The sequence below is a fragment of the Acinetobacter sp. WCHA55 genome, from assembly GCF_002165305.2.
GTDB lineage: Bacteria > Pseudomonadota > Gammaproteobacteria > Pseudomonadales > Moraxellaceae > Acinetobacter.
Genome location: NZ_CP032286.1, coordinates 630842 through 653328, shown reverse-complemented (window position 1 = coordinate 653328; position 22487 = coordinate 630842). Strand labels below are relative to the sequence as shown.

Sequence of the window (22487 nt, the reverse complement as noted above, 5' to 3'; positions counted from 1 at the left end):
CTTAAGTTTCCAACAAAACAGATAAGTGATTTCGGAGAAGAAAATGACAGACATCGTGATTGTAAATGGTGCTCGTACGGCAATGGGCGGTTTTCAAGGCAGTTTAGCCAGTGTAACAGCCCCAGAACTCGGTGCAGTAACAATTAAAGAAGCAATTGCTCGTGCTGGCCTACACACAAACGATGTAGAAGAAGTAATCATGGGCTGTGTTCTACCTGCGGGTTTAAAACAAGGCCCAGCACGTCAAGCTATGCGCCAAGCAGGTTTACCTGATTCAACAGGTGCCGTGACCATCAATAAATTATGTGGTTCTGGCATGAAAGCGGTGATGCAAGCTGCGGATATGATTAAAGCAGGTTCAGCAAATATCGTGGTTGCAGGTGGCATGGAGTCGATGACTAATGCTCCTTATATTTTAACCAAAGCGCGTGCAGGCTACCGTATGGGGCATGGCGATGTTAAAGACCACATGTTCCTGGATGGTTTAGAAGATGCTGAAACAGGTCGCTTGATGGGTTCTTTTGCTCAAGATATGGCCAATACTCGTGGCTATACGCGTGAGCAAATGGATGCATTTGCAATTCGCTCCTTAGAGCGTGCACAAACAGCGGTCAACGAAGGTTACTTTACTGATGAAATCGTGCCTGTGACAGTGTCAACTCGTAAAGGTGATGTTGTCGTTGATAAAGATGAACAACCGTTCAACGCCAACATTGCAAAAATCCCAAGCCTTCGCCCTGCTTTTGCTAAAGATGGCACCATCACTGCAGCAAATGCAAGCTCTATCTCGGATGGCGCATCTGCACTGGTTTTAACGTCAGCGGAAAATGCATCGAACAAAGGTTTAGCACCGTTAGCGAAAATTGTGGCTTATGCTTCGAATTCACAACATCCATCAGAGTTTACCATTGCACCCGTCGGTGCAATTGAAAAAGTATTGAAAAAAACGGGTTGGGATGCACAAGAGGTCGACCTTTGGGAAATCAATGAAGCTTTTGCAATGGTAACCATGTGTCCAATCGATGACTTCAAACTTGATCCAGCAAAAGTGAACATCAATGGTGGAGCTTGCGCACTGGGTCACCCTGTGGGTTCAACCGGTTCACGTATTATCCTGACGTTGATTCATGCGCTTAAACGCACAGGTGGTAAAAAGGGTATTGCAGCACTCTGCATCGGTGGTGGTGAAGCAACTGCTGTAGCGATTGAATTACTTTAAAATTCAAGCAACTTTCTTTTATTGACATATTTTATACAATGAAAGATTGGCTGATTAGCTGATATAAAAGCGACATTTATAAAAATCCCTCGACTGCGAGGGATTTTTTATTACAAGATTGTATTAGGGTCGATCTTAACGACTTGTTAAAATAACGACGAAAAAAACAACAAGGATAAGACAATGCAACTGAATCACTACCTCAACTTTGATGGTCAAACTGAAGTCGCTTTTAATTTTTACAAATCTGTCTTTGGTGGAGAATTTACAACATTCATGCGTTATGGAGACTTACCTTCAGATGAAAGTTCAGTTACCCTTTCCGACGCTGACCAACAAAAAATCATGCATGTTTCACTTCCCATTAATGCCAGCACGATTCTAATGGCTTCGGATACCAATGATCAGTTTTGTACCCAAAGCAATACTGTATTTACGGTAGGTAATAACCATTATATTTCGATCAATTTGGAAGCCCATGAGCAAGCCGATGCAAAACGTTTATTTGATGCACTTTCAGTCAATGGAAAAATAGAGATGCCTCTAGAGAAAACCTTTTGGGGTGCACTCTATGGTGCATTTACCGATCAATTTGGCGTGAAGTGGATGGTCAATTGCCAATTAGAAGAAGGATAAAAGCATCTTCTTTTTAAACATCAATATTGGAAAATTGCGCAATAATTGTGAGCCCCACGGTAATAAAACCAATACCGAGCCATCCAGCCAAATCGATGTTCTGCCCTAAAAATGTCTTGGCCAGTAGTGCTGTGGCGATGACACCAATGCCAGACCACAGCACATATAAAATTCCCGCTTGCATAAATTTCAAAGCATAGGCGGCACACGCAAAAGAAATCATGTACAGCACCAGTGCAATGCCTTGATCCAATTTATTGACCAAGCCATTACCTTTTGCGGAATAAAAAGTCGAAAGCACATCCGTAGCAATAGCAATAAGTAGCCAAATGACACCGGGATTAATTTTTGCAAAAAGTGCCATCATGTCCAATTTACCTACTTCTTTTTCTTCAATTTTTTCATCAAAAATGCTGCGTATAAATACAAAAAAGCTGAACCGAAGTCCAGCTTTTTATTGCTTGCTTAAAAAATTAAGCGCCTGTTTGATAACTGGCTTGAGCAACAGCTGTTGATGCTTGATACGGATTTCTAAAATCATTTAAACCCGCTGCTGCTTCAAGAATGTCTTTGCCTTCTTTAACAACAAAGGTATCAAAGCCTGAACGTTTCATGTAGTTCAAGACATCTTTAAACACATCACCTGTTGCACGTAGTTCACCTTGGAAACCTTGACGGCGTAATAACGCTGCAAATGAATAGCCGCGACCATCGTTAAAACCAGCAAAATCAATAAAGATAGCATCTAACTGATCTAAAGGAAATTCATGCGTCTCAGGTGAAGCATCAACTGTAACCAATAGTGCTTTTTTACCTGAAACTTGAGCCAATTGATCCAACTGTTCAACCGTTAAAACCACATCACCTTGCGGTAACACACCATCTTCACCAATCACTTGGTAAGTGTTGTCGGCAATCGTGCCATCTTTAGAGAGGACTTGTAGTGCTGTATTAAGCATATGCACGCTCCTTAAAGGGTTGGATGCCCACACGGCGATAAGTTTCAATGAATTCTTCACCCTCATTTCGAAGGTCAAGATAGGTATTTAAAATTTCTTCAACGATGTCTGGTACCACTTCAGCTGCAAATGAAGGGCCTAAGATGTCACCAATTGAAGCATCATGGTCTGCATTACCACCCAAAGTGATTTGATAGAACTCAGCGCCTTTTTTGTCTACACCTAAAATACCAATGTTGCCCACATGGTGATGACCACATGCATTCATACAACCTGAAATATTCAGATCCAGCTTGCCAAGGTTATAAATGGTATCTAAGTCATCAAAACGACGTGAAATCGCTTCAGAAATAGGAATTGATTTTGCATTTGCTAATGAACAGAAGTCACCGCCTGGGCAGCAGATAATGTCTGTTAAGAAACCAATGTGCGCACGTGCTAGATTGTTTTTCTCAAGAATAGTCCATAGCTCAAACAAATCTTTCTGAGGCACATCGACCAAAGAAATATTTTGCTCATGCGTGGTCCGCAATTCACCAAAGGTATATTTGTCTGCAAGGTCTGCAATCAAATTCATTTCTTCCGTGGTCACATCACCCGGTGCAATACCTGTACGCTTCAACGAAATCGTTACAATACGGTAGCCCTTCACTTTGTGAGCATTGGTATTGATATTGAACCACTGTTTGAATTTTGGATGTGCAGCAAACTGTTCAGAAAAATCTTCATCTGCATAATCTTGATAATCAAACGGTATAAATTCTTCGTCTAATTTCTGCAAAATTTCAGGCTGAATCTTTAACGTTTTAATGGTATGCGCAAACTCAGCTTCGACTTTTTCAGCAAAGACTTGAGGCGTTAACGCTTTCACTAAAATTTTAATACGTGCTTTGTATTTGTTATCACGGCGACCGTGTAAGTTATAGACACGTAGTACGGCTTCTAAATAAGCAATCAGGTCTTCACGTGGCAAGAAATCACGAATGAAACTACCAATTACAGGGGTACGACCTAAGCCACCACCGACTTTAATTTTATAGCCGATCTCACCCGCTTCATTTTTAACGATATACACCCCAATATCATGGAATGAGGTCGCTGCACGATCGGTTTCTTCAAGTGCTGATACAGCAATCTTGAACTTACGTGGCAAGAAAGCAAATTCTGGGTGGAAGGTTGACCATTGACGGATCAATTCACACGTTGGACGTGGGTCAGCCACTTCACCAGCAACCACACCTGCATATTGGTCTGTAGTCGTGTTACGAATACAGTTACCTGAAGTTTGGATCGCATGCATTTGTACCGAAGCAAGCTCTTGAAGCATGTCTGGAACATTTTCTAGCGCAGGCCAGTTAAACTGAATATTCTGACGGGTTGAAACGTGTGCATAACCACGGTCAAACTCAGTTGCAAGTTCTGCAACTTTGCGTAATTGCGTTGAGTTCATTAAGCCATAAGGCACAGCAATACGTAACATTGGCGCATAGCGTTGTACATAGAGACCGTTTTGAAGACGTAATGGGCGGTACTCATCTTCAGTGAGTTTTCCAGCTAAATAACGTTCCGTTTGGTCACGGAACTGTGCAACACGTTCATTGATCAGTTGCTGATCGAAATCAGTATATAAATACATGGCGTACAGCTAGTAGTTTCATTATAACGGCTGACAGCATAACGAGATTTAAACTATCAACAAAATGCGTTTTTTACATATTTCATAGCTGTTTTATTGATAAGGATGAGTAGATGTGCTGTTTGTCCCTAATCCTAAAGGTTTTTTCTGATTAAAGTATTTTTTATTAGATACTTATACATTATTCAGCTAACCCCGTTCAGCCTATCACATACACACTCCCCCTCATCCATTGCTACCGCATAAATTTTAAACCCAGCTTTCTTGGCAGACCCTCAATACTTCTATGCTATCTACATCGTCACTTTGCCCTTTTAAACTGACTGCACATAAAAATAGCCTGACGAATCAGGCTATTTTAAAGTTTAAATGACTACAGAAGATTATTTTACATCTGGTAAGGCATATGCCACCAAAGCATCTCCCATCTTGGTGCCAAATGAACCATGACCACCTGCCATAATGACCACATACTGTTTGCCATTGGCTTCATAGGTCATTGGTGTGGCTTGACCGCCCGCGGGTAAACGACCTTTCCACAGTTCATCACCATTGGTCACGTTGATGGCACGGATATAATTATCCTGTGTACCACCGACAAACATCACATTCCCCGCAGTTGAGATTGAACCACCAAGCATAGGCACGCCCATTTTAAATGGTGGCAATTGAATCCCCGGCAAGCTATCGCGGATCGTACCAATACGACGTTTCCATGCAACTTCATGAGTATTTAAATCCACACCTGCCACAAAGCCCCAAGCAGGCTGTTTACATGGCAAGCCAAATGGAGACAAGAACGCACTGATTTCAACACCGTAAGGCACGCCATACATTGGTTGTACACCCGCTTCAGTGCCTGCGCCTTTGGCTGTTTTCGGACGGTTTGGATCGGCTGGAATAAGCTTAGACACAAACGGCAAACCGATTGGGTTCATCACCGCGATTTGGCGGTCAGGGTTAACAGACATACCGCCCCATTCGAATACACCCAAGTTGCCCGGGAAAACCAAAGTTCCGTTTTCTGAAGGTGGGGTATAAATACCGTCATAGTTCAGTTTGTGGAAAGACACACGGCACATCAACTGGTCAAACATGGTTGCGCCCCACATTTGCTTATCCGTCAATTTCTCTTTTGGTGCAAGATCAAAATCAGAGAAAGGTTGTGTCGCAGAATAACGCTCACCTTTGGTTTGTGGCCCACGTTTCACTGTTTGTGGTACAGGTTTTTCCGTAATTGGAACAATGGCTGCACCAGTACGACGGTCTAGAACAAAGGCATTACCTGTTTTCGTTAACACGTAAATGGCAGGAACCATTTTGCCTGACTTGTCTTTAATGTCCGTCAATGTCGGCTGTGATGGTACATCCATATCCCACAAATCATGATGCGTGGTTTGGAAATTCCACACCAACTTACCTGTTGAGGCATTCAGTGCCAGCATTGAGTTGGCATAACGCTCATGTAATTCGGTACGGTTACCCCCCCAAATATCTGGCGTACCCACACCCGTTGGAATGTAAACGATATCCAAAGCTGCATCATAGGCTAATGGTGCCCATGCATTCGGTGAGTTTTGAACATACTTTTGACCCGGAGCTGGAATCGCGTTCGGATCTTCGGCACCTGTATCAAACACCCACAACAATGCACCCGTATTCACATCATAACCACGAATCACACCTGAAGGTTCTTCAGTTGAATAGTTATCTGTGGTTGAACCCGCAATAATAATCGTCGTGCCTGTGACCACAGGTGGTGAAGTTGGGATATAACCGCCCGGATAAGGGAATGGCATATCTTTTTGTAAGTCGACTTCACCATTTTTACCAAAGTCCGTACAACGCTCACCAGTATCAGCATTGATGGCAACCAAACGACCATCATTCACTGGCAAGATCACTTTACGTGGGCACAACTCAGACGATGACTTTTTATGTTGCAAGCTGGCTTCAAAACCAACTGTATTGTTCGCATCATAATAAGACACGCCACGACAGGTTAAATGTTGGAAAGTATTGTCCGATTTCAACTTCGGGTCAAAAGTCCATTTCGCCTTACCTGTAGCTGGGTCGAGGGCAACCAATTTTTGGTGCGTGGTACAGATATACATATTGTCCCCAACTTTAATTGGGGTGACCTGATTGGTGGTTTCACCAGAGTCATTTTCTGTTTTGAAGTCACCTGTGTTATAGGTCCAAGCCACTTTTAAATCTTTTACATTCTCAGAATTAATTTGCGTTAAAGGAGAATAACGCAAACCAGACTGAGTACGGCCATAAGCAGGCCAGTCGCCATCCGCAACACCAGGAATGGACTGTGCGGTTGCAGGTTGCTTGCTGCTCAGTTCACCTCGAATTTCTTGAGGATCATTAAATACAGCATAGATCATCACTGCAATGGTAATTGCCAATGAACCTGTTAAAGCAATTTTTGCACCTTTAGCGTTGTCAAAGCCACGTGTGACCGCTGGAATGAGTAACCATAATCCAAATAAACCAAGAATATCTAGACGTGGCGCCAAGGCAAAGAAGTCAGAACCCACTTCCCATAGGCCCCACACCACTGTACCCAAGACCAACAAGGCATAAACGATTAATGCCGTACTTTTTAATTTTTGCAGTAGAACTGCAGTCGCGATGAAGAGTAAACCCGCAATGATGTAGTACCAAGACCCACCAAGCACTGCAAGATAAATCCCTCCTATCAGCAGGACTAAACCAAAGATCACAGCAATCACAGCTGTAAAAGTTTTAAGTCCTGAACCTGAAGACGGAGTACTCATATTGACCACCTTTTTCTTAGATTCTGTTAAAAGCTCATATCATTTCAACATTGATATAAGCACCTAGACAGTTTTTAGATTTTAAGTATCTGTCCAAACGACTTATTTCAAACAGTTTTATGCTTTGAATACCCATAAACGTATTTATCAACCTTGTTGGACAAATACTTATAGATCTAGAAACTAAAATGCAGTCTGGAATTTAATTCCGCCGACCCATGCATTTTCACCATTTTTATATGCGCCTACATGGCGGATATATTGGATATTGGGACGAATGGTTAACCAGTTGGCTGCATGTATACCGTAGTAAATCTCGGCATCATATTCTTCACTTTGTAAGCCACGGGCATCAACGCTGTTATTGGCAATATTCGCGTCATTGACATCATCATTGATATTAATACGGGCTAGACCAATCGCAATTTCGTCTTGAGGGCGAGCATCAAAAGCACCTTTATAGACCAAACCAATGTTCTGCATGTCGCGAACCGTATTGGTATCTGAATCATGTAGTGTGAGATTTACAAAACCTGTTAAACCACGTGTAGCATCACCGTGATGTGCTGTGAGTTGTTGCTTGGCAACGACCCAGCCGCCTTGTTTATGTGAGGTTTGCTGTGGGTTTTGAATGTCTGTGGCATCTGCCGAACTGTAGTAATATCCCGCACGATATTCGCCGGGTAACTTATTTATACCTACAGCAGGCTGCCACACCACTTCAGCAGGAAGAATAGCGCCATGCGAACCGTCTGTACTTAAGTTCCAGCCTTTGCCACGCTCTAAGTTTTCAGGGTTATATTCATATACCCCAACTTGCGCATATAGCTCAGGACGGATATTGTATTTAACCCGCGCAGCCCACTGACTGACAGGCCAGTTGTACCATTGGTCACCGACCCAGTTACCAACTTGAGAGCCACACAGCGCAAGGTTCTGGAAATCACAATCGAAACTGTTGAAGTCTTCACCTTCACCAAATCGACCGACTTTGATGTCCAACTTTTGATCCATGAACTTTTTCTTAATCCACAAATCCGTTAAACGCCACGTTTGTCCACGTCCCCACACTTCTTGAGTAGAACTTAAATGTCCATCTAAAGCGTCGGAGGTTTGAGAAAGTGAACGTCCATTACGCTCAGTAATGGTGATTTGAGCCTCAGTATCCTGCCAACCCAAAATTTTGTCTAAATCGAAGTGCGTACCAAATGCAAACTGGTCTGCATATTCAGTACCATGATTTGAAGAACGTGAAGCATCGAGCAACGTTGCCATTTCACCCGTATAGCCAAAGCTAAAGTCGTAGCCTTTTTGCTTCAATGCGCTACGCTGACCATTCCAGTCACCTAGCATCCAAGGGCTTTCTGCCTCAAAGGCATTTGCAGCATACACGCTTTGACAGAAGCAACTGAGCGCTAAGAGACTGAGATTAAAACACCAACTTCTTTTACATTTATTCATAATTGGTGACCTTTCTTACAAAATTACAACTAATCGATATGATACGCTTTATTTGTATAAAAACCCATTTTATGACGTTTTGTTGTTTTAAATCCAACCAAATTATCGCTATATGATATTCACAAAGAATCAAAACCGAGCGGTTTACCTATGAATTCATATCTTATTTTTGAACGTGAAAACTTAATTGGACAAGCCAATTGTTGTTCACTTTTTGTACTCCCCTCTTGTAAAGGTACAGATACCACCCATGCACGATCTTTTGCCAACTGCGAATCGAGTGCTTCATCTAACTTTAATACAGGCTCAACGCAGACATCTTGCTGCTGAAAAATTGCGTTCCACGTGGCAAAATCTTGAGTTTTAATTTTGTCTTTTATTGCTTGTTTCACCATCTGACGGTCTTCGGTTGCCAATGAAGCTCCTTTTTCAGCTACAATCGGCAACTCTAAAATATGGGCCAACCCATGTAAAAACTGTGGCTCTAAACTCCCAATCGATAAATAACGTCCATCTAGCGTTTCATAATAGTCATAAAAAGTCGCACCATTGAGATAGCTTTGCTCCGGCCCTTGCTTTTCCTGTCCTGCTAAGCTCGCCGCTGCAGCCATGCTACTGAGCCCCACCACACAGTCAGTCATAGAAATATCAATATACTGCCCCAAACCACTCCGCTGCCTTTCAATTACTGCGGCTAAAATCCCAATCACGCTATGCAAAGAGCCTCCTGCAATATCCGCAATTTGAATCCCCATTGGGGGTGGTCCACTGTGCTGTCGGCCGCTATGTCCTGCGATCCCTGACAAAGCTACGTAGTTGATATCGTGTCCTGCTTTATTTTGATACCCTCCTGTTTGCCCATAACCTGTAATGGAACAATAGATCAAGCGCGGATTAATTTCAGATAAGGTCTGATAATCGAGTCCCAATCTTTGCATCACGCCTGGACGAAATTGTTCAATCACAATGTCATAGTCTGAAATTTTCGATTTGATCAGTTCAATATTGGCAGGATCTTTCAAATCCAAAGCGACAGCATGCTTATTTCGGTTGAGATAACTATGTGCAGTGGCCTGCCCATTGGCATAAGGTGGCATTAAACGGATCAGATCGGGGCGGGTTGGAGACTCAATGTGGATCACTTCTGCACCTAGGTCTGCCAAGTACATTGTTGCAAAAGGTCCGGGCAAAAGTGTAGAAAAATCGAGAACTTTCAATCCTTTCAATGCCATATCCATGTTTATTTTCTCTTTTTATGTTGATTTTTTAGCTATTTTAGAAATATAAAAGCAACAAAACAATGTCATGTTCAGCCATTTACCTTGATCATTTCGGCAATTTAACATGTAAAAAGGCAAAAAACCTTAGTGTAAATTGCCTAAAATACTTTTTTTAGCGTCATTTAGGTCAAACGCAAGTGAATATAAAAGAGACTGAAGGATTAAATATGAGCCGCGATACCATTAGTATCCATTTCGTCAATGCGGCTTTAACTGGCGTAAAACGTCTCGGCATGGATGTCGAAACATTACTTTCTCACGTAGGGATTGAGGCAGAACTGCTGCGTCAACCTAAAGCCCGTATTTCTCCAGAACAATATACTCGCTTCGTTAAAATGTTATGGATGGTGACCCAAGACGAACATGTTGGCTTCGATAAGCAACCACGTCGTTTAGGTACGTTTGCCATCATGTGTCAGCTGATTATTCATGCCAAAACTTTAGGTGATGCTTTAGAACTGTCTTCACAGTTTTATAAACTGTTTGGCGATGAGTGGTCAGTAACATTAGAACGCGACAAGCACGAGGCTCGTCTTGTTCCTCAGATTCCTAAATCGATGGATCCAGATCACTTCATTACCGAAAGTATGCTGATGATTTGGCATGGTCTCGCGTCGTGGCTGATTGAACGTCGTTTACCGCTGGAGCGGGTGCACTTTGGTTATGAGCGTCCGACTCATGCAGATGAGTACGATGCTCTGTTCTTCGCACCTGTGATGCAGTTCGACATGCCGCGTACCGAAATCACTTTTGCCGCAGATTATTTGGACTTACCTATTCGGCAAAATGAAGAAACATTAGAAGAGTTCTTAAAAGCTGCTCCTGCGCAGTTATTAGTTAAATTTAAAAACACCAACTCACTCACTTCACGTATTCGTGATGTATTGAAGAGTCAAATTGGTGAGGAGATGCCAACCCTGAATGATGTGGCGTCTATGTTGTATTTATCTCCACAAACGCTGCGTCGCCGCTTAGCTGCTGAAGGTAAAAGTTACCAAGGCGTGAAAGATGCATTACGTCGTGATGCAGCGATTCACCTGTTGTTAAATCCGGGTTTGACGTTGGAAGATGTGGCGCAACAAGTAGGCTTTAGTGAAACCAGTACCTTCCACCGTGCCTTTAAAAAATGGACTGGGGTCACACCTGGTTTATATCGCCAACTACACGGCTATCACTAATTTTTTAGTTTGACGACGGTTCGGCACATTGCTAAACCCAAGATTTCGATCTTGGGTTTTTTTATGCCCAAATCTTCAGTCTATTGGCAAAAAGACTCATCTGACCTGACCCGTTCTAGTCATTGCATCACGGCCATTAATTTGTACACTCAAATGCATAACAACTTAAAAGTCATAAAAAGGAACAGCTATGAGCGAGGCTTATATCATTGACGCCATTCGCACACCACGCGGAAAAGGAAAGAAAGATGGTTCACTACATGAAGTAAAACCGATTACGTTATTAACCACATTGTTGAATGAATTGAAAGATCGTCATCATTTAGATACCTCGAAAGTGGATGATATTGTCTTGGGATGTGTCACGCCTATTGCAGACCAAGGTGGTGATATTGCAAAAACTGCGGCAATTGCAGCAGGTTGGGACAATGATGTGGCAGGTGTGCAAATTAACCGTTTTTGTGCATCAGGTTTAGAAGCTGTGAATATGGCTGCGCAAAAAGTACGTTCAGGTTGGGAAGATGTGGTGGTTGCTGGTGGTGTCGAGTCGATGTCACGTATAGCAATGGGTTCGGATGGTGGGCCGTGGGCATTAGACCCTGAAACCAATTTAAAATCACACTTTGTTCCGCAAGGCATTGGCGCGGATTTAATCGCAACCTTGGATGGTTATACACGTTCAGATGTCGATGCCTTTGCAGCAAATTCACAGCGTAAAGCTGCAGCTGCGCAAGCTGCGGGTTATTTCAATCAATCTGTGGTTGCCATCAAAGACAAAGCGGGCGTGACCATTTTAGACCAAGATGAATTTATTAAACCAACCACAACAGCAGAAGGTTTAGCAAAGCTCAATCCAAGTTTTGAAATGATGGGGGCAATGGGTTTTGATGCGATTGCATTACAACAGTATCCAGAAGCACAAAAAATTAACCATGTGCATCATGCAGGAAATTCATCGGGTATTGTCGATGGTGCAGCACTTGTATTGCTTGCTTCTGAGAAAGCGGTCAAAGAGCAAGGTTTAAAACCACGTGCCAAAGTCTTGGCGACAGCATTAGTCGGTTCAGATCCAACCATTATGCTGACTGGGCCTGCACCTGCTGCTCGTAAAGCATTGGCAAAAGCAGGTCTAAGTATTGACGATATTGATCTATTTGAAGTCAATGAAGCCTTTGCATCTGTGGTGATGCGCTTTATGACGGAATTAAAAGTACCAAGCGATAAAGTCAATGTTAATGGTGGTGCAATTGCAATGGGGCATCCATTGGGCGCGACGGGTGCGATGATTCTCGGAACGTTACTGGATGAATTAGAGCGTCAAGGTAAAAAGCGTGGTTTGGCAACATTATGTGTAGGTGGTGGCATGGGTATTGCGACCATTATTGAGTTGGTATAAGGAGAATAATAATGAGCGCAATTCAATATTTAAAAAATGACGATGGCATTATTATTCTAACTTTTGATTCTCCGAATCAATCAGCAAATACCATGAATGCAGATTTCCGTGTAGCTTTAGAAAACATTGTTTCTAAACTGAAATCTGAAACATCGATTACAGGGATTATTTTCCGTTCAGCAAAAAAAACCTTCTTTGCAGGCGGTGATTTGGATGAATTGATCCAAGCACGTTTGGAAGATGCCACCCCATTTTTTGAAATGATTCAGAAAATGAAAGCAGAGTTTCGTTATATCGAAACTTTAGGTGTTCCTGTGGTTGCAGCATTGAACGGTACAGCTTTAGGTGGCGGTTGGGAAATTGCCTTAGGTTGTCATGCACGTATTGCATTGAATGATCCTAAAACGAAGTTTGGCTTGCCGGAAGTAACGTTAGGTCTACTGCCAGGTGGTGGTGGCATTGTACGTATGGTACGCCTTTTAGGTTTACAAAATGCTTTTCCATTCTTAATGGAAGGTAAGCAGTTTGGTGTAGATAAAGCAAAATCTCTTGGTTTAATTCAAGATACTGCGGAAACAACTGAAGAGTTGATGGATAAGGCGATTGCTTGGGTTAAAGCCAATCCAAAATCACAACAACCTTTTGATGTTAAAGGCTATAAAATTCCAGGTGGCGATCCTAAAACACCTGCGGTTGCGCAAATGCTGGCGATTGCCCCAGCAATGCTCCGTGATAAAACCAAAGGTTGCTATCCTGCACCTGAAGCGATCATGGCGGCTGCGGTGGAAGGTGCGCAAGTTGATGTGGACACGGCACTGACTATTGAATCTCGTTATTTTACCTATCTAGCGACAGGTCAAATTTCAAAAAATATGATCGGTACTTTTTGGCATGGGCTGAATGCTATTAAAGCAGGTGCAAGTCGCCCTAAAGAGATTCCGAAATGGCAAACCACTAAAGTCGGTGTGCTTGGCGCAGGGATGATGGGTGCTGGGATTGCTTATTCAACAGCAATTAAAGGTATTCCCGTTGTACTCAAAGATGTTTCTGTTGAAAATGCAGAAAAAGGCAAAGCCTATAGCCAAAAATTACTAGATAAAAAGGTATCACAAGGTCGTATGACCGCTGAAAAGCGTGATCAGGTTTTAAGTTTGATTACAGCTACGGCATCTGCCGAGGATTTAAAAGGCTGTGATTTAATCATTGAAGCAGTATTTGAAAATCAAGAGCTCAAAGCGAAAGTTACTCAAGAAGCTGAAGCATTCCTTATCTCTGGTGGAGTGATGGCTTCAAACACTTCTACATTACCGATTACAGGTTTGGCAAATGCATCGAAAGATCAAGCAAACTTCATTGGTCTGCATTTCTTTAGTCCAGTCGATAAAATGCAATTGGTTGAAATCATTAAAGGTAAAAACACTTCTGCTGAAACTTTGGCTAAAGCTTATGACTATGTACAGCAAATTAGCAAAATTCCGATTGTTGTCAATGATAGTCGTGGCTTCTTTACCAGTCGTGTATTTGGCACTTTTGTTCAGGAAGGTTTACGTTTACTGCATGAAGGTGTACACCCAGCACGTATTGAAATGGCAGCACTCAAAGCAGGCATGCCCGTTGGCCCATTAGCCATTCAAGATGAAGTTGCATTAACACTTTCTGAACATGTTGCCAATGAAACGCGTAAGGCACTGCAGGCCGAAGGTAAAGACTTGCCTCATTCAGGTGCAGATGATGTGATTGAAACCATGATTCATACCTTTAACCGCAAAGGAAAAGCTGCTGGTGCAGGGTTCTACGATTATCCAGAGGATGGTAAAAAGCATCTTTGGGAGGGTTTGAACCATTGGAAAAAAGATGTAGATATTTCTGAACAAGAAATGATTGACCGTTTCCTGTTTGTGCAAGCGCTAGATACCTTGCGTTGTTATGAAGAGAACGTCCTAGAGTCGGTGATTGATGCCAATATCGGTTCGATTTTTGGGATTGGTTTTGCGCAGTGGACAGGTGGTGCAATTCAGTTTTTAAATCAATATGGTTTAGGACAAGCTGTACAACGTAGCAATGAACTTGAAGCGAAATACGGTGAGCGTTTTAAAGCACCACAACGTCTGATTGAATCGGAGCCATCGGGTCGGATTCGCTAAAACTTCAATCTTAAAAAAGGGATCAGCAAATCCCTTTTTTTACGCTCTCAGCACATAACAAAATTAACCTGCTGATTCAGCATCTAATTTTGACTTATTTTAGTGCATACTTTTCAAGCCTGACGCAGTTTTTTGTGTTATAAAGTTACATAGTTTTAGATTTATTTTTATTCAATTGGGCTGTTGCACATGACTGACAATACTTCTCCTGAAAAATCACCATGGGGTTGGAAAGCACTGATTATTGCTTTCATTTTAAGTGGAATTTTCTTAGGTATCTTCTACCTTGCGATCACCAATGAGCCTGACTATATGCCAAGTCAGCAAACACAGCAAAACTCTCAACAACATGCCTTTAAAAATGCGCCTGCGATGTCTGAAGAAGCGATGGCTAAAGCGCAAGCGGATAAAGAAGCGCGTGAAGCAAGAGCTCAAGTAGCCTCTGAAGATACGACAGAACATGCAACCACTGATGATCACGGCATGAGTGCCGATGAACATGCGAAAATGTCAACTGAACATGGTCACTAATATGTTGTGACTAATAAAGAAGCCCTGAAAAATCAGGGCTTTTTTATAGATGATAAACGCATATGGATATGCGGAATGCCACAATCTAAATACTCCTCACCCTCTTGCATAAAGCCCAGAGCCTGATAAAACGCTTGTGCATGCACTTGAGAGGATAAGACTAAAAATGGACGTTGTTGCTGTTGTGCATATGCTATCACTGCCTGCATCAGGACTTTGCCTACGCCCAAACCGCAATGGGACTCCAAAACTGCAACACGACCAATACTATGATTTTGCAAAAGTCGTGCGGTGGCGATGGCTTGATCTTGCTCATAGACCACAAAATGAACTGCGATTTCATCTTGCTCATCCCATTCATCTTCAGCAGCAATGTTTTGCTCTTGGATAAAGACCTGCTCACGAATCATCTTCGCAGCCTGTTGCAACTCATCCCATGTTCCATGCGTAATTCTCAAGCTTGGCATTTTTATTTCCCTATAAATCATCTTTGTATTGATCATTGCACTAAAAAGTGATGTTCAGATCAGCATTTACACCCTACGTCTTGCTGATCCCATTGATTATTCAACAGTAATTCCAGTGAATGCTTTTGAATACCATACATCTCTTTCAAGGCTTGAATTTGTGCCAAGACAGTAACATCGGGCGCTTGATAATCCTTACGCTTGGTTGCCAAAATCATTTTGTTCTTGCTGGTATGCTCAAGTGCTACAAACTCAAACACTTTGGTTTCATAACCATAAGCTTTGAGTAACAAGGCACGAATAGTATCTGTCAACATTTCGGCTTGCTGTCCCGCATGAATGCCAAATTGCAACATGGGTTGTAACACGATCGGCGCTTTCAGTTGTGGACGTAATTCTTTATGACAACACGGCGCGCACATGATCATTTTTGCATTTAAACGAATGCCCGTATGAATCGCAAAGTCAGTCGCGACATCACATGCATGCAGCGCAATCATCACATCGAGGCGTTCAGGTTGGTACGTCCGAACATCGCCCTGAAAAAAATCAAGCTGCTGAAAATCCGACTTGTTCGCAACCTCCTGACAGAACTCCACCATCTTGCTGTTGAGCTCAACCCCAGTCACAAAAGGGTTCAGATCTTGCTTCAGCAAATAATCATACAAAGCAAAGGTTAAGTAGCCCTTTCCAGAACCAAAGTCGACCACACGCAGTTGTTCAGGCAGTTGGATATGATTTAATGCCCCTGAGAAAATTTCTACAAATTTATTAATCTGCTTCCACTTACGCGCCATACTGGGAATGATTTGCGCTTTTGCATCGGTAATCCCCAGTGGCTGTAAGAAATAACTGTCTTGATCGACAAAACGCTGTTTGACACGGTCATGGCCTTTCTGCTCAACAGCTGTGGCTACCGTTTTATTTTTACTTTGCGTCAGCATGGCCTTTTTTTTGTTCTTTTTCAGTTGCAACTCTTGTTCAGTCGTCATCAAATTAGCTTGTTTACATTGTGCCAAAAGCGTAGTTACCGTTTCAAGTGCTGTGTCTAATGAATAATTTTTAGTGACATCTTGGGTTTTATGGCGATATAAACAGCTTAATACAGGCTGTCCTTGCAACATGACAACTCGAAAAGTCATCTTCTCGAGTTGCTCAAGTTCACCCTGATATTGACTTAGAATCATCCGATCAAAACTTTGAGATTCAAGCGCTTGCTGGAAGGCTTGAAGGAATTGCTGCTCTTGTGCAGAGGACGATACCGAAACGGTCATAATAGAAACCAAAAAAAGAATTGCGATTAAATTTTAAAGCGTCTTACGCTAAATGCAAATTTGAATTACGATACAGTTGTATATTTTATAAAAATGCACATGACTTATGAGCGCTCACCCTGTTGTAAACTACGATCCAGTTGAAGAAAGAATCAATTTTATTAGCCATGCTATTGGTGCAGCTCTTGCACTCATAGCGGGTATTTTATTGATTATCAAAGGTTCTTACTTAGAAACAGCGCAGTGGATCGGGCTGTGGGTCTATGCTTTGAGCTTATTTTTATTGTTCGCCGCATCAAGCTTATATCATTTTGCGGAATCTCCAGAGCGTCGCGGCTGGTATAAAAAATTAGATCACACTGCCATTTATTATCTGATTGCAGGCACCTACACCCCATTTTTGTCTATCGCATTACCCACGCAAAAAGCCCATTACCTACTCATTGCACTTTGGGTGATTGCGCTCATTGGTACACTATTCAAGTTAGTTTTCATTCATCGCTTTGAAAAAATTTCACTGATTGCTTATCTGCTTATGGGTTGGCTGGCTGTGCTGGTAATGGATGATATGCAACGCTTTTTATCTAAACCAGCTTTGACTTTTTTAATCATTGGTGGACTTTCCTATACCATCGGTGCATTGTTTTATGCACTAAAAAAGGTAAGATATACCCACGCTATCTGGCATATTTTTGTATTGATTGGTGCAGGATCACATTTCCTGTCCATCTATCTTTACGTGATATAACCCGCGCACACTACATTTTTTAGCAACCCTAATTCCGTAGTCTGTCCGAGGAACATTCGTATTTTTTTAAAAAATTACGCCTTTTTTAAAAAGATGACGCTTTTAAAACTCAGTTCGACTATTTTTTAAGTGTAAGGTCTACCATGGCGTCATTAAATACTGCTGTTGCTGAACAGCAGCCTGTAAACTCAAAATTCCGCGTACTTACAGCCAGTCTGGTAGGTACAACTATCGAATTCTTCGATTTTTATATTTATGCCACTGCAGCTGTCATTATTTTTCCGTACCTGTTCTTTCCAGCAAGTACCGATCCAATGACTGCAACTATTCAGTCTTTGGCAACCTTCGCCATTGCTTTTATTGCACGCCCGATTGGCGCTGCACTCTTTGGACATTTAGGTGATCGTATCGGCCGAAAGGCGACCTTGGTTGCAGCTTTGCTGACCATGGGACTTTCAACCGTATGTATCGGCTTATTGCCCACTTATGCGCAAATTGGAATTGCCGCACCCTTACTGCTTGCGCTGTGTCGTTTAGGTCAAGGTCTCGGCTTAGGTGGTGAATGGTCGGGTGCAGTATTGCTTGCCACAGAAAATGCACCTGAAGGTAAACGTGCTTGGTATGGCATGTTTCCCCAACTAGGCGCACCAATTGGCTTTATCTTGGCAACAGGTTCATTCTTAACGTTGGGTCATTTTATGACTGAAGAAGCGTTTATGACATGGGGCTGGCGTATTCCTTTTATCTCAAGTGCATTACTAGTAATTGTAGGCCTATGGATTCGTTTACAACTTCATGAAACTCCTGCGTTCCAGAAAGTTTTAGACAAGCAAAAAGAAGTTAACATTCCATTTAAAGAAGTGATCACCAAACACTGGGGCATGTTGATTTTAGGTACGATTGCAGCCATTTGTACCTTTGTGGTGTTCTACCTCACGACGGTATTTGCTTTACAATGGGGTACCAAACAGCTAGGTTATACCCGCGAACAGTTCTTACAACTTCAACTGGTCGCAACCCTCTGCTTTGCTGCATTCATCCCATTGTCAGCCGTTTTTGCGGAAAAATTTGGTCGTAAAACCACGTCTATTGCAGTCTGTGTTGCTGCGGCGTTATTTGGTTTAGTATTCTCAAGCATGTTAGAATCAGGCAGTACTCTTATTGTGTTCTTGTTCCTGTGTATTGGTTTATCCATCATGGGTTTAACCTATGGACCAATTGGCACTGTGCTCTCTGAAATTTTTCCAATATCCGTTCGCTATACGGGCTCAGCACTGACCTTTAACCTTGCTGGGATCTTCGGAGCATCATTTGCACCTCTCATTGCCACCAAGCTTGCAACCACCTACGGTTTACACGCAGTGGGTTACTACCTCACGGCGGCATCGCTTCTGTCATTATGTGCATTTTTAATGATCCGTGAAACCAAAAATGATGATGTAAACAATCAAATTTAACCCTGAATTTGATGCCTAAAAACCAGCACAATGATGCTGGTTTTTTTATACTGATTCTTTAACAAACGCTACAAAAACCATATTTAAAATCTGTCGTTTTACTTCAAAAATAGAGAGAAATACAGATGAATAGGGCCTAAAAATGGATGAAAAAATACAACAACTCACCAATGAACAACTCCTTGATGTCATCGTATTAGTTGAAGAAAATAAAATTATTCAAGCCATTCAATACATCGCCACACATACCGCTTTTCAATACGATGATGCTCAAGAAATCGTGACTGAACTCACGAAACGGCATGATGCTGCACTAAAAAGCATGTATCGCCATAAACGACATCAACAACCACGCATATCAACCGCTGAATTAAGACACCACAGCTCCCTTGTATCTGAAGGACGGAGCTTTACACAACAACAGCCTCAAAGCCCGCATAGCACAACAGTGAATGACCTCGATACCATGCAAGACTTGCAAGCACTCCATACAAAAAACCACAACCTTTGGATCATCTTGGCTGTGGTCATTTTGGTTTTAAGTTTTATTTTTTATTGGTTCTAAACCCAACTTAAATCAGTTCAATAATATCGATAGTCGGTGGTACACGAAACCGAAACGGCACCCCTACCATGCCTGTTCCAACCGTGACAAATACATCCGCATGTTCATGTCGGTACAAGCCTTTTTTGTGTCCTAATATAGACACTTTTTTCATTACATAGTCTGTGAGCCATGGCAACTCAACTTGACCACCATGCGTATGACCTGAAAGCATTAAAGGACGGCTAGGTAAAGCAGGTATCATATCGACCGTGTCTGGATTGTGCGATAGGATGACCCACGGTTTGTCCTGCGGTAAATGCGGCATAAAACGCATATCCGCCTTGCCTGCCCACAAATCCCCGACCCCAATCAAGCGAAACTCTTCAAATTCAACAATCTGACCTTCAATATCAATCACATTATTTACCTTCAGAGCATGTCTTAACAAATTTTGAATCGGTGGACCTGGATATTGTTCATCATGATTACCATTGACTGAATAGACGGGCGCATTAATTTCTTGCAATACTTTTAATTCTTCTGCCAGTGTACTTTCAGGTTCATACGTCCAATCCCCTGCAACTACCACCAAATCAGGCTTTTGTTCATTCAGCCGCTTGACGATAGTTTTCAGTTGCCGCTCATGCCCAGAAAATAGACCGATATGTAAATCGGCAATTAAGGCAACACGAACGGGTTTGAGTAATTTATAATCTTCTTGGATTTGATATTGAGTGGTTTTGACATGCACAAAATGCGGTTCAACGAAACGTGCATAACACAAAGCACCACTGACCAAAAACACAAAAAGCGCTTCATGCCATGAATAATAGCCTTGAAAACCTGCATATAAGCTAAAGAAAAACAAAGGGATGAGTAAATACGAGAGATAAAAAGCCAACAAATGCACAAAGGCCTTAAATGGATGGATGGTCTCCGTATTGGTTTGACTGATCCATGCCTGATACACCGCCCACCCAGCAAGCAAGGTCATCGCAATATAAAAATAGAACACGACGGAGTGTATATTGACCATAGACTTTTACTCACAAATTGTTCATCAAGAACTCATAATCTTCTGTTTATCTTTTCACAGCTCAGAATTATACTCAAACCAAATATATAGACTTTATGACAATGGAAAAAACTTACGGCTTAGCGAAACAAACTTCATTCCGCTCATCTTCTACTCAGCAAGGTGCCAAACTGTTGTTGCTGAGCTGTATGGTTTTGACTGTCCCAGCGTGTAATACCTTACCCAAACAGATCCCACAGACACCCGTCTATGCCTTTGATCTACCAACCGATCAAACCAGCTTGGGTAAAATTGTACTGCCTTTACGTGAACAAAATCCGGGGCTTACAGGCTTTCATATCCTCTATAATCCGCTCGAAGCTTTGGCCGCACGTATCCATCTCATTGATAAAGCAGAAAAGACATTAGATCTACAATACTATATTTGGGACAATGATCGTATTGGTTCTTTAGCCCTTTATTCTATTTTGAAAGCCGCTGATCGTGGAGTGAAAGTTCGCTTACTCATCGATGATAACAATGCCAAGAAAATGGAAGGCATTTATTTAGCGCTCGATCAACACGCCAATATCGATATCAAACTGTATAACCCCTACCGCTTCCGTCACTATCGCCCGATGGATATGGTCTTAAATCTAAAACGCATCAACCGTCGGATGCACAACAAAAGCTTCATTGCCGATAATCAAATTTCGTTGATTGGTGGGCGCAACATGAGCAATCAATATTATAACGTCAGCGACAGTTACCAATTTTCCGATGTTGATGTGATGTTGGTTGGTTCTGCCTCAGATGAAATTGTGCATTCCTTTGATGAATACTGGAATGATGACTATGCCTTTCCAGTACGTCAAATTGTCAACGCTAACCATTACACCTTGCGTTATGAGGGCTTAAAAACTCAGTTAGAACAGCACTATCAGGAAGTTACAGTACAAAATTATCTCGATCTGGCCAATCGTTCACAGGCCTTTGAACACTGGCTTAATGATAGTATCCAATTCGATTGGGTAAAAGCCGAAGTCGTGAAAGACTCACCAAGTAAAACCAAGTCTCGTGCGAAAAAAGAAGAACATTTAAACTTCCAACTGCAAACCTACTTAGAAAAGCCAATGGAAAGCATTGATATTATTTCGGCCTATTTTGTACCGGAACGTAAAGGCAAAAAACATTTGGCAAACCTAGCACAGAGTGATATTCAAGTTCGCGTACTGACCAACTCATTTAAAGCCAATGATGTGCCGTTGGTTCATGCTTTCTATGGAAAATATCGCGAGGACTTGCTGGAAAGTGGTGTCCAACTCTATGAGTTTTTAGCTACACCTGCAGCCGAAGCCTTAAATGAAAACAATGAAGAAATTTCGAAAAAAGCCAAAGTCAGTATTAAAGGACTAAGCCGCTCGAGTCTGCACGCCAAACTCATGGCTATTGATGAGAAACAGGTTTTTATTGGTTCATTTAATTTTGATCCCCGCTCTGCCAACTTAAATACAGAAATTGGGGTTTTACTGAATAGTCCACCGCTGGCCAAAGCGGTACACCACACCATGGACCAAAACCTGAGTAAATATGCCTATAAACTGGTTCTGGATGCCAACAAAAACATTAACTGGCAAATCAAACAAGCAGATGGCTCGACTAAAACCTATACCACTGAACCCAAAATGAATTGGTTCAAACGTGCTGGTCTCAAAGTCATTTCTTGGCTGCCGATTGAAGGCTTTATGTAAGC

The 22487-nt window shown here is 42.1% G+C and carries 19 protein-coding genes; 10 read left to right on the top strand and 9 right to left on the bottom strand.

Annotation, left to right across the window (positions count from 1 at the left end):
- Positions 1-43 precede the first annotated feature (43 nt).
- Both CDG62_RS05950 and CDG62_RS05945 read left to right on the top strand, forming a co-directional pair.
- Positions 44-1219 (top strand): thiolase family protein, encoded by a 1176-nt coding sequence (locus CDG62_RS05950; protein WP_087528271.1) that lies wholly within the window; start codon positions 44-46, stop codon positions 1217-1219.
- Between the two features lie 183 nt (positions 1220-1402).
- Positions 1403-1855 carry a VOC family protein gene (locus tag CDG62_RS05945; protein ID WP_087528270.1) on the top strand — a complete coding sequence of 151 codons (453 nt, stop codon included), beginning with the start codon at positions 1403-1405 and terminating at the stop codon, positions 1853-1855.
- 13 nt (positions 1856-1868) lie between these two features.
- Here the strand turns inward: CDG62_RS05945 and CDG62_RS05940 are convergent, their stop codons facing one another.
- The 6 genes from CDG62_RS05940 to CDG62_RS05915 form a co-directional block, all read right to left on the bottom strand.
- Positions 1869-2222 carry a DMT family transporter gene (locus tag CDG62_RS05940; RefSeq protein ID WP_087528269.1) on the bottom strand — a complete coding sequence of 118 codons (354 nt, stop codon included), beginning with the start codon at positions 2220-2222 and terminating at the stop codon, positions 1869-1871.
- 106 nt (positions 2223-2328) lie between these two features.
- On the bottom strand, positions 2329-2814 hold the full coding sequence (locus CDG62_RS05935) for a DUF934 domain-containing protein (protein WP_086208836.1): 486 nt from the start codon (positions 2812-2814) through the stop codon (positions 2329-2331).
- A complete protein-coding gene (locus CDG62_RS05930) occupies positions 2807-4450 on the bottom strand; it encodes a nitrite/sulfite reductase (RefSeq protein WP_087528268.1) in 1644 nt (547 codons plus the stop codon). The genes CDG62_RS05935 and CDG62_RS05930 overlap by 8 nt, the downstream gene beginning before the upstream one ends.
- 383 nt (positions 4451-4833) lie before the next feature.
- Positions 4834-7236, bottom strand: coding sequence for a glucose/quinate/shikimate family membrane-bound PQQ-dependent dehydrogenase (locus CDG62_RS05925; RefSeq protein WP_087528267.1), 2403 nt, complete (start codon positions 7234-7236; stop codon positions 4834-4836).
- A gap of 183 nt (positions 7237-7419) precedes the next feature.
- Positions 7420-8697: a carbohydrate porin gene (locus CDG62_RS05920; protein WP_087528266.1), complete on the bottom strand. Its 1278-nt coding sequence runs from the start codon at positions 8695-8697 to the stop codon at positions 7420-7422.
- Between the two features lie 119 nt (positions 8698-8816).
- Positions 8817-9935, bottom strand: a complete 1119-nt coding sequence (locus CDG62_RS05915) for a CaiB/BaiF CoA transferase family protein (RefSeq protein WP_087528265.1) — start codon at positions 9933-9935, stop codon at positions 8817-8819.
- Positions 9936-10144: 209 nt separating this feature from the next.
- Here CDG62_RS05915 and CDG62_RS05910 point away from each other — a divergent pair, with 209 nt between their 5' ends.
- The 4 genes from CDG62_RS05910 to CDG62_RS05895 all read left to right on the top strand — a co-directional run bounded on the left by CDG62_RS05910 (position 10145) and on the right by CDG62_RS05895 (position 15226).
- Positions 10145-11155: an AraC family transcriptional regulator gene (locus CDG62_RS05910; RefSeq protein ID WP_004695134.1), complete on the top strand. Its 1011-nt coding sequence runs from the start codon at positions 10145-10147 to the stop codon at positions 11153-11155.
- Between the two features lie 190 nt (positions 11156-11345).
- Positions 11346-12551, top strand: a complete 1206-nt coding sequence (locus CDG62_RS05905) for an acetyl-CoA C-acetyltransferase (protein WP_087528264.1) — start codon at positions 11346-11348, stop codon at positions 12549-12551.
- A gap of 11 nt (positions 12552-12562) precedes the next feature.
- Positions 12563-14695 carry a 3-hydroxyacyl-CoA dehydrogenase NAD-binding domain-containing protein gene (locus CDG62_RS05900; RefSeq protein WP_087528263.1) on the top strand — a complete coding sequence of 711 codons (2133 nt, stop codon included), beginning with the start codon at positions 12563-12565 and terminating at the stop codon, positions 14693-14695.
- Positions 14696-14884: 189 nt separating this feature from the next.
- On the top strand, positions 14885-15226 hold the full coding sequence (locus CDG62_RS05895) for a hypothetical protein (RefSeq protein ID WP_087528262.1): 342 nt from the start codon (positions 14885-14887) through the stop codon (positions 15224-15226).
- Between the two features lie 32 nt (positions 15227-15258).
- Here CDG62_RS05895 and CDG62_RS05890 read toward each other — a convergent pair whose 3' ends face one another.
- Both CDG62_RS05890 and CDG62_RS05885 read right to left on the bottom strand, forming a co-directional pair.
- Positions 15259-15693 carry a GNAT family N-acetyltransferase gene (locus CDG62_RS05890; RefSeq protein ID WP_087528261.1) on the bottom strand — a complete coding sequence of 145 codons (435 nt, stop codon included), beginning with the start codon at positions 15691-15693 and terminating at the stop codon, positions 15259-15261.
- 59 nt (positions 15694-15752) lie between these two features.
- Positions 15753-16967, bottom strand: a complete 1215-nt coding sequence (locus CDG62_RS05885; protein WP_087528260.1) for a class I SAM-dependent methyltransferase — start codon at positions 16965-16967, stop codon at positions 15753-15755.
- 106 nt (positions 16968-17073) lie between these two features.
- Here CDG62_RS05885 and trhA point away from each other — a divergent pair, with 106 nt between their 5' ends.
- From trhA to CDG62_RS05870, 3 genes are all read left to right on the top strand, one after another.
- Complete coding sequence (gene trhA / locus CDG62_RS05880) at positions 17074-17715, top strand: PAQR family membrane homeostasis protein TrhA (RefSeq protein WP_087528259.1); 642 nt, start codon at positions 17074-17076, stop codon at positions 17713-17715.
- 143 nt (positions 17716-17858) lie between these two features.
- Positions 17859-19172, top strand: a complete 1314-nt coding sequence (locus CDG62_RS05875) for an MFS transporter (protein ID WP_087528258.1) — start codon at positions 17859-17861, stop codon at positions 19170-19172.
- A gap of 142 nt (positions 19173-19314) precedes the next feature.
- Positions 19315-19737, top strand: a complete 423-nt coding sequence (locus CDG62_RS05870) for a hypothetical protein (RefSeq protein ID WP_087528257.1) — start codon at positions 19315-19317, stop codon at positions 19735-19737.
- A gap of 7 nt (positions 19738-19744) precedes the next feature.
- On the opposite strand, the gene CDG62_RS05865 is transcribed toward CDG62_RS05870, so the two are convergent.
- A complete protein-coding gene (locus tag CDG62_RS05865) occupies positions 19745-20755 on the bottom strand; it encodes a metallophosphoesterase (RefSeq protein WP_087528256.1) in 1011 nt (336 codons plus the stop codon).
- A 101-nt stretch (positions 20756-20856) separates the two neighbouring features.
- Here CDG62_RS05865 and CDG62_RS05860 point away from each other — a divergent pair, with 101 nt between their 5' ends.
- Positions 20857-22485: a phospholipase D family protein gene (locus CDG62_RS05860; protein WP_087528255.1), complete on the top strand. Its 1629-nt coding sequence runs from the start codon at positions 20857-20859 to the stop codon at positions 22483-22485.
- Positions 22486-22487 lie beyond the last annotated feature (2 nt).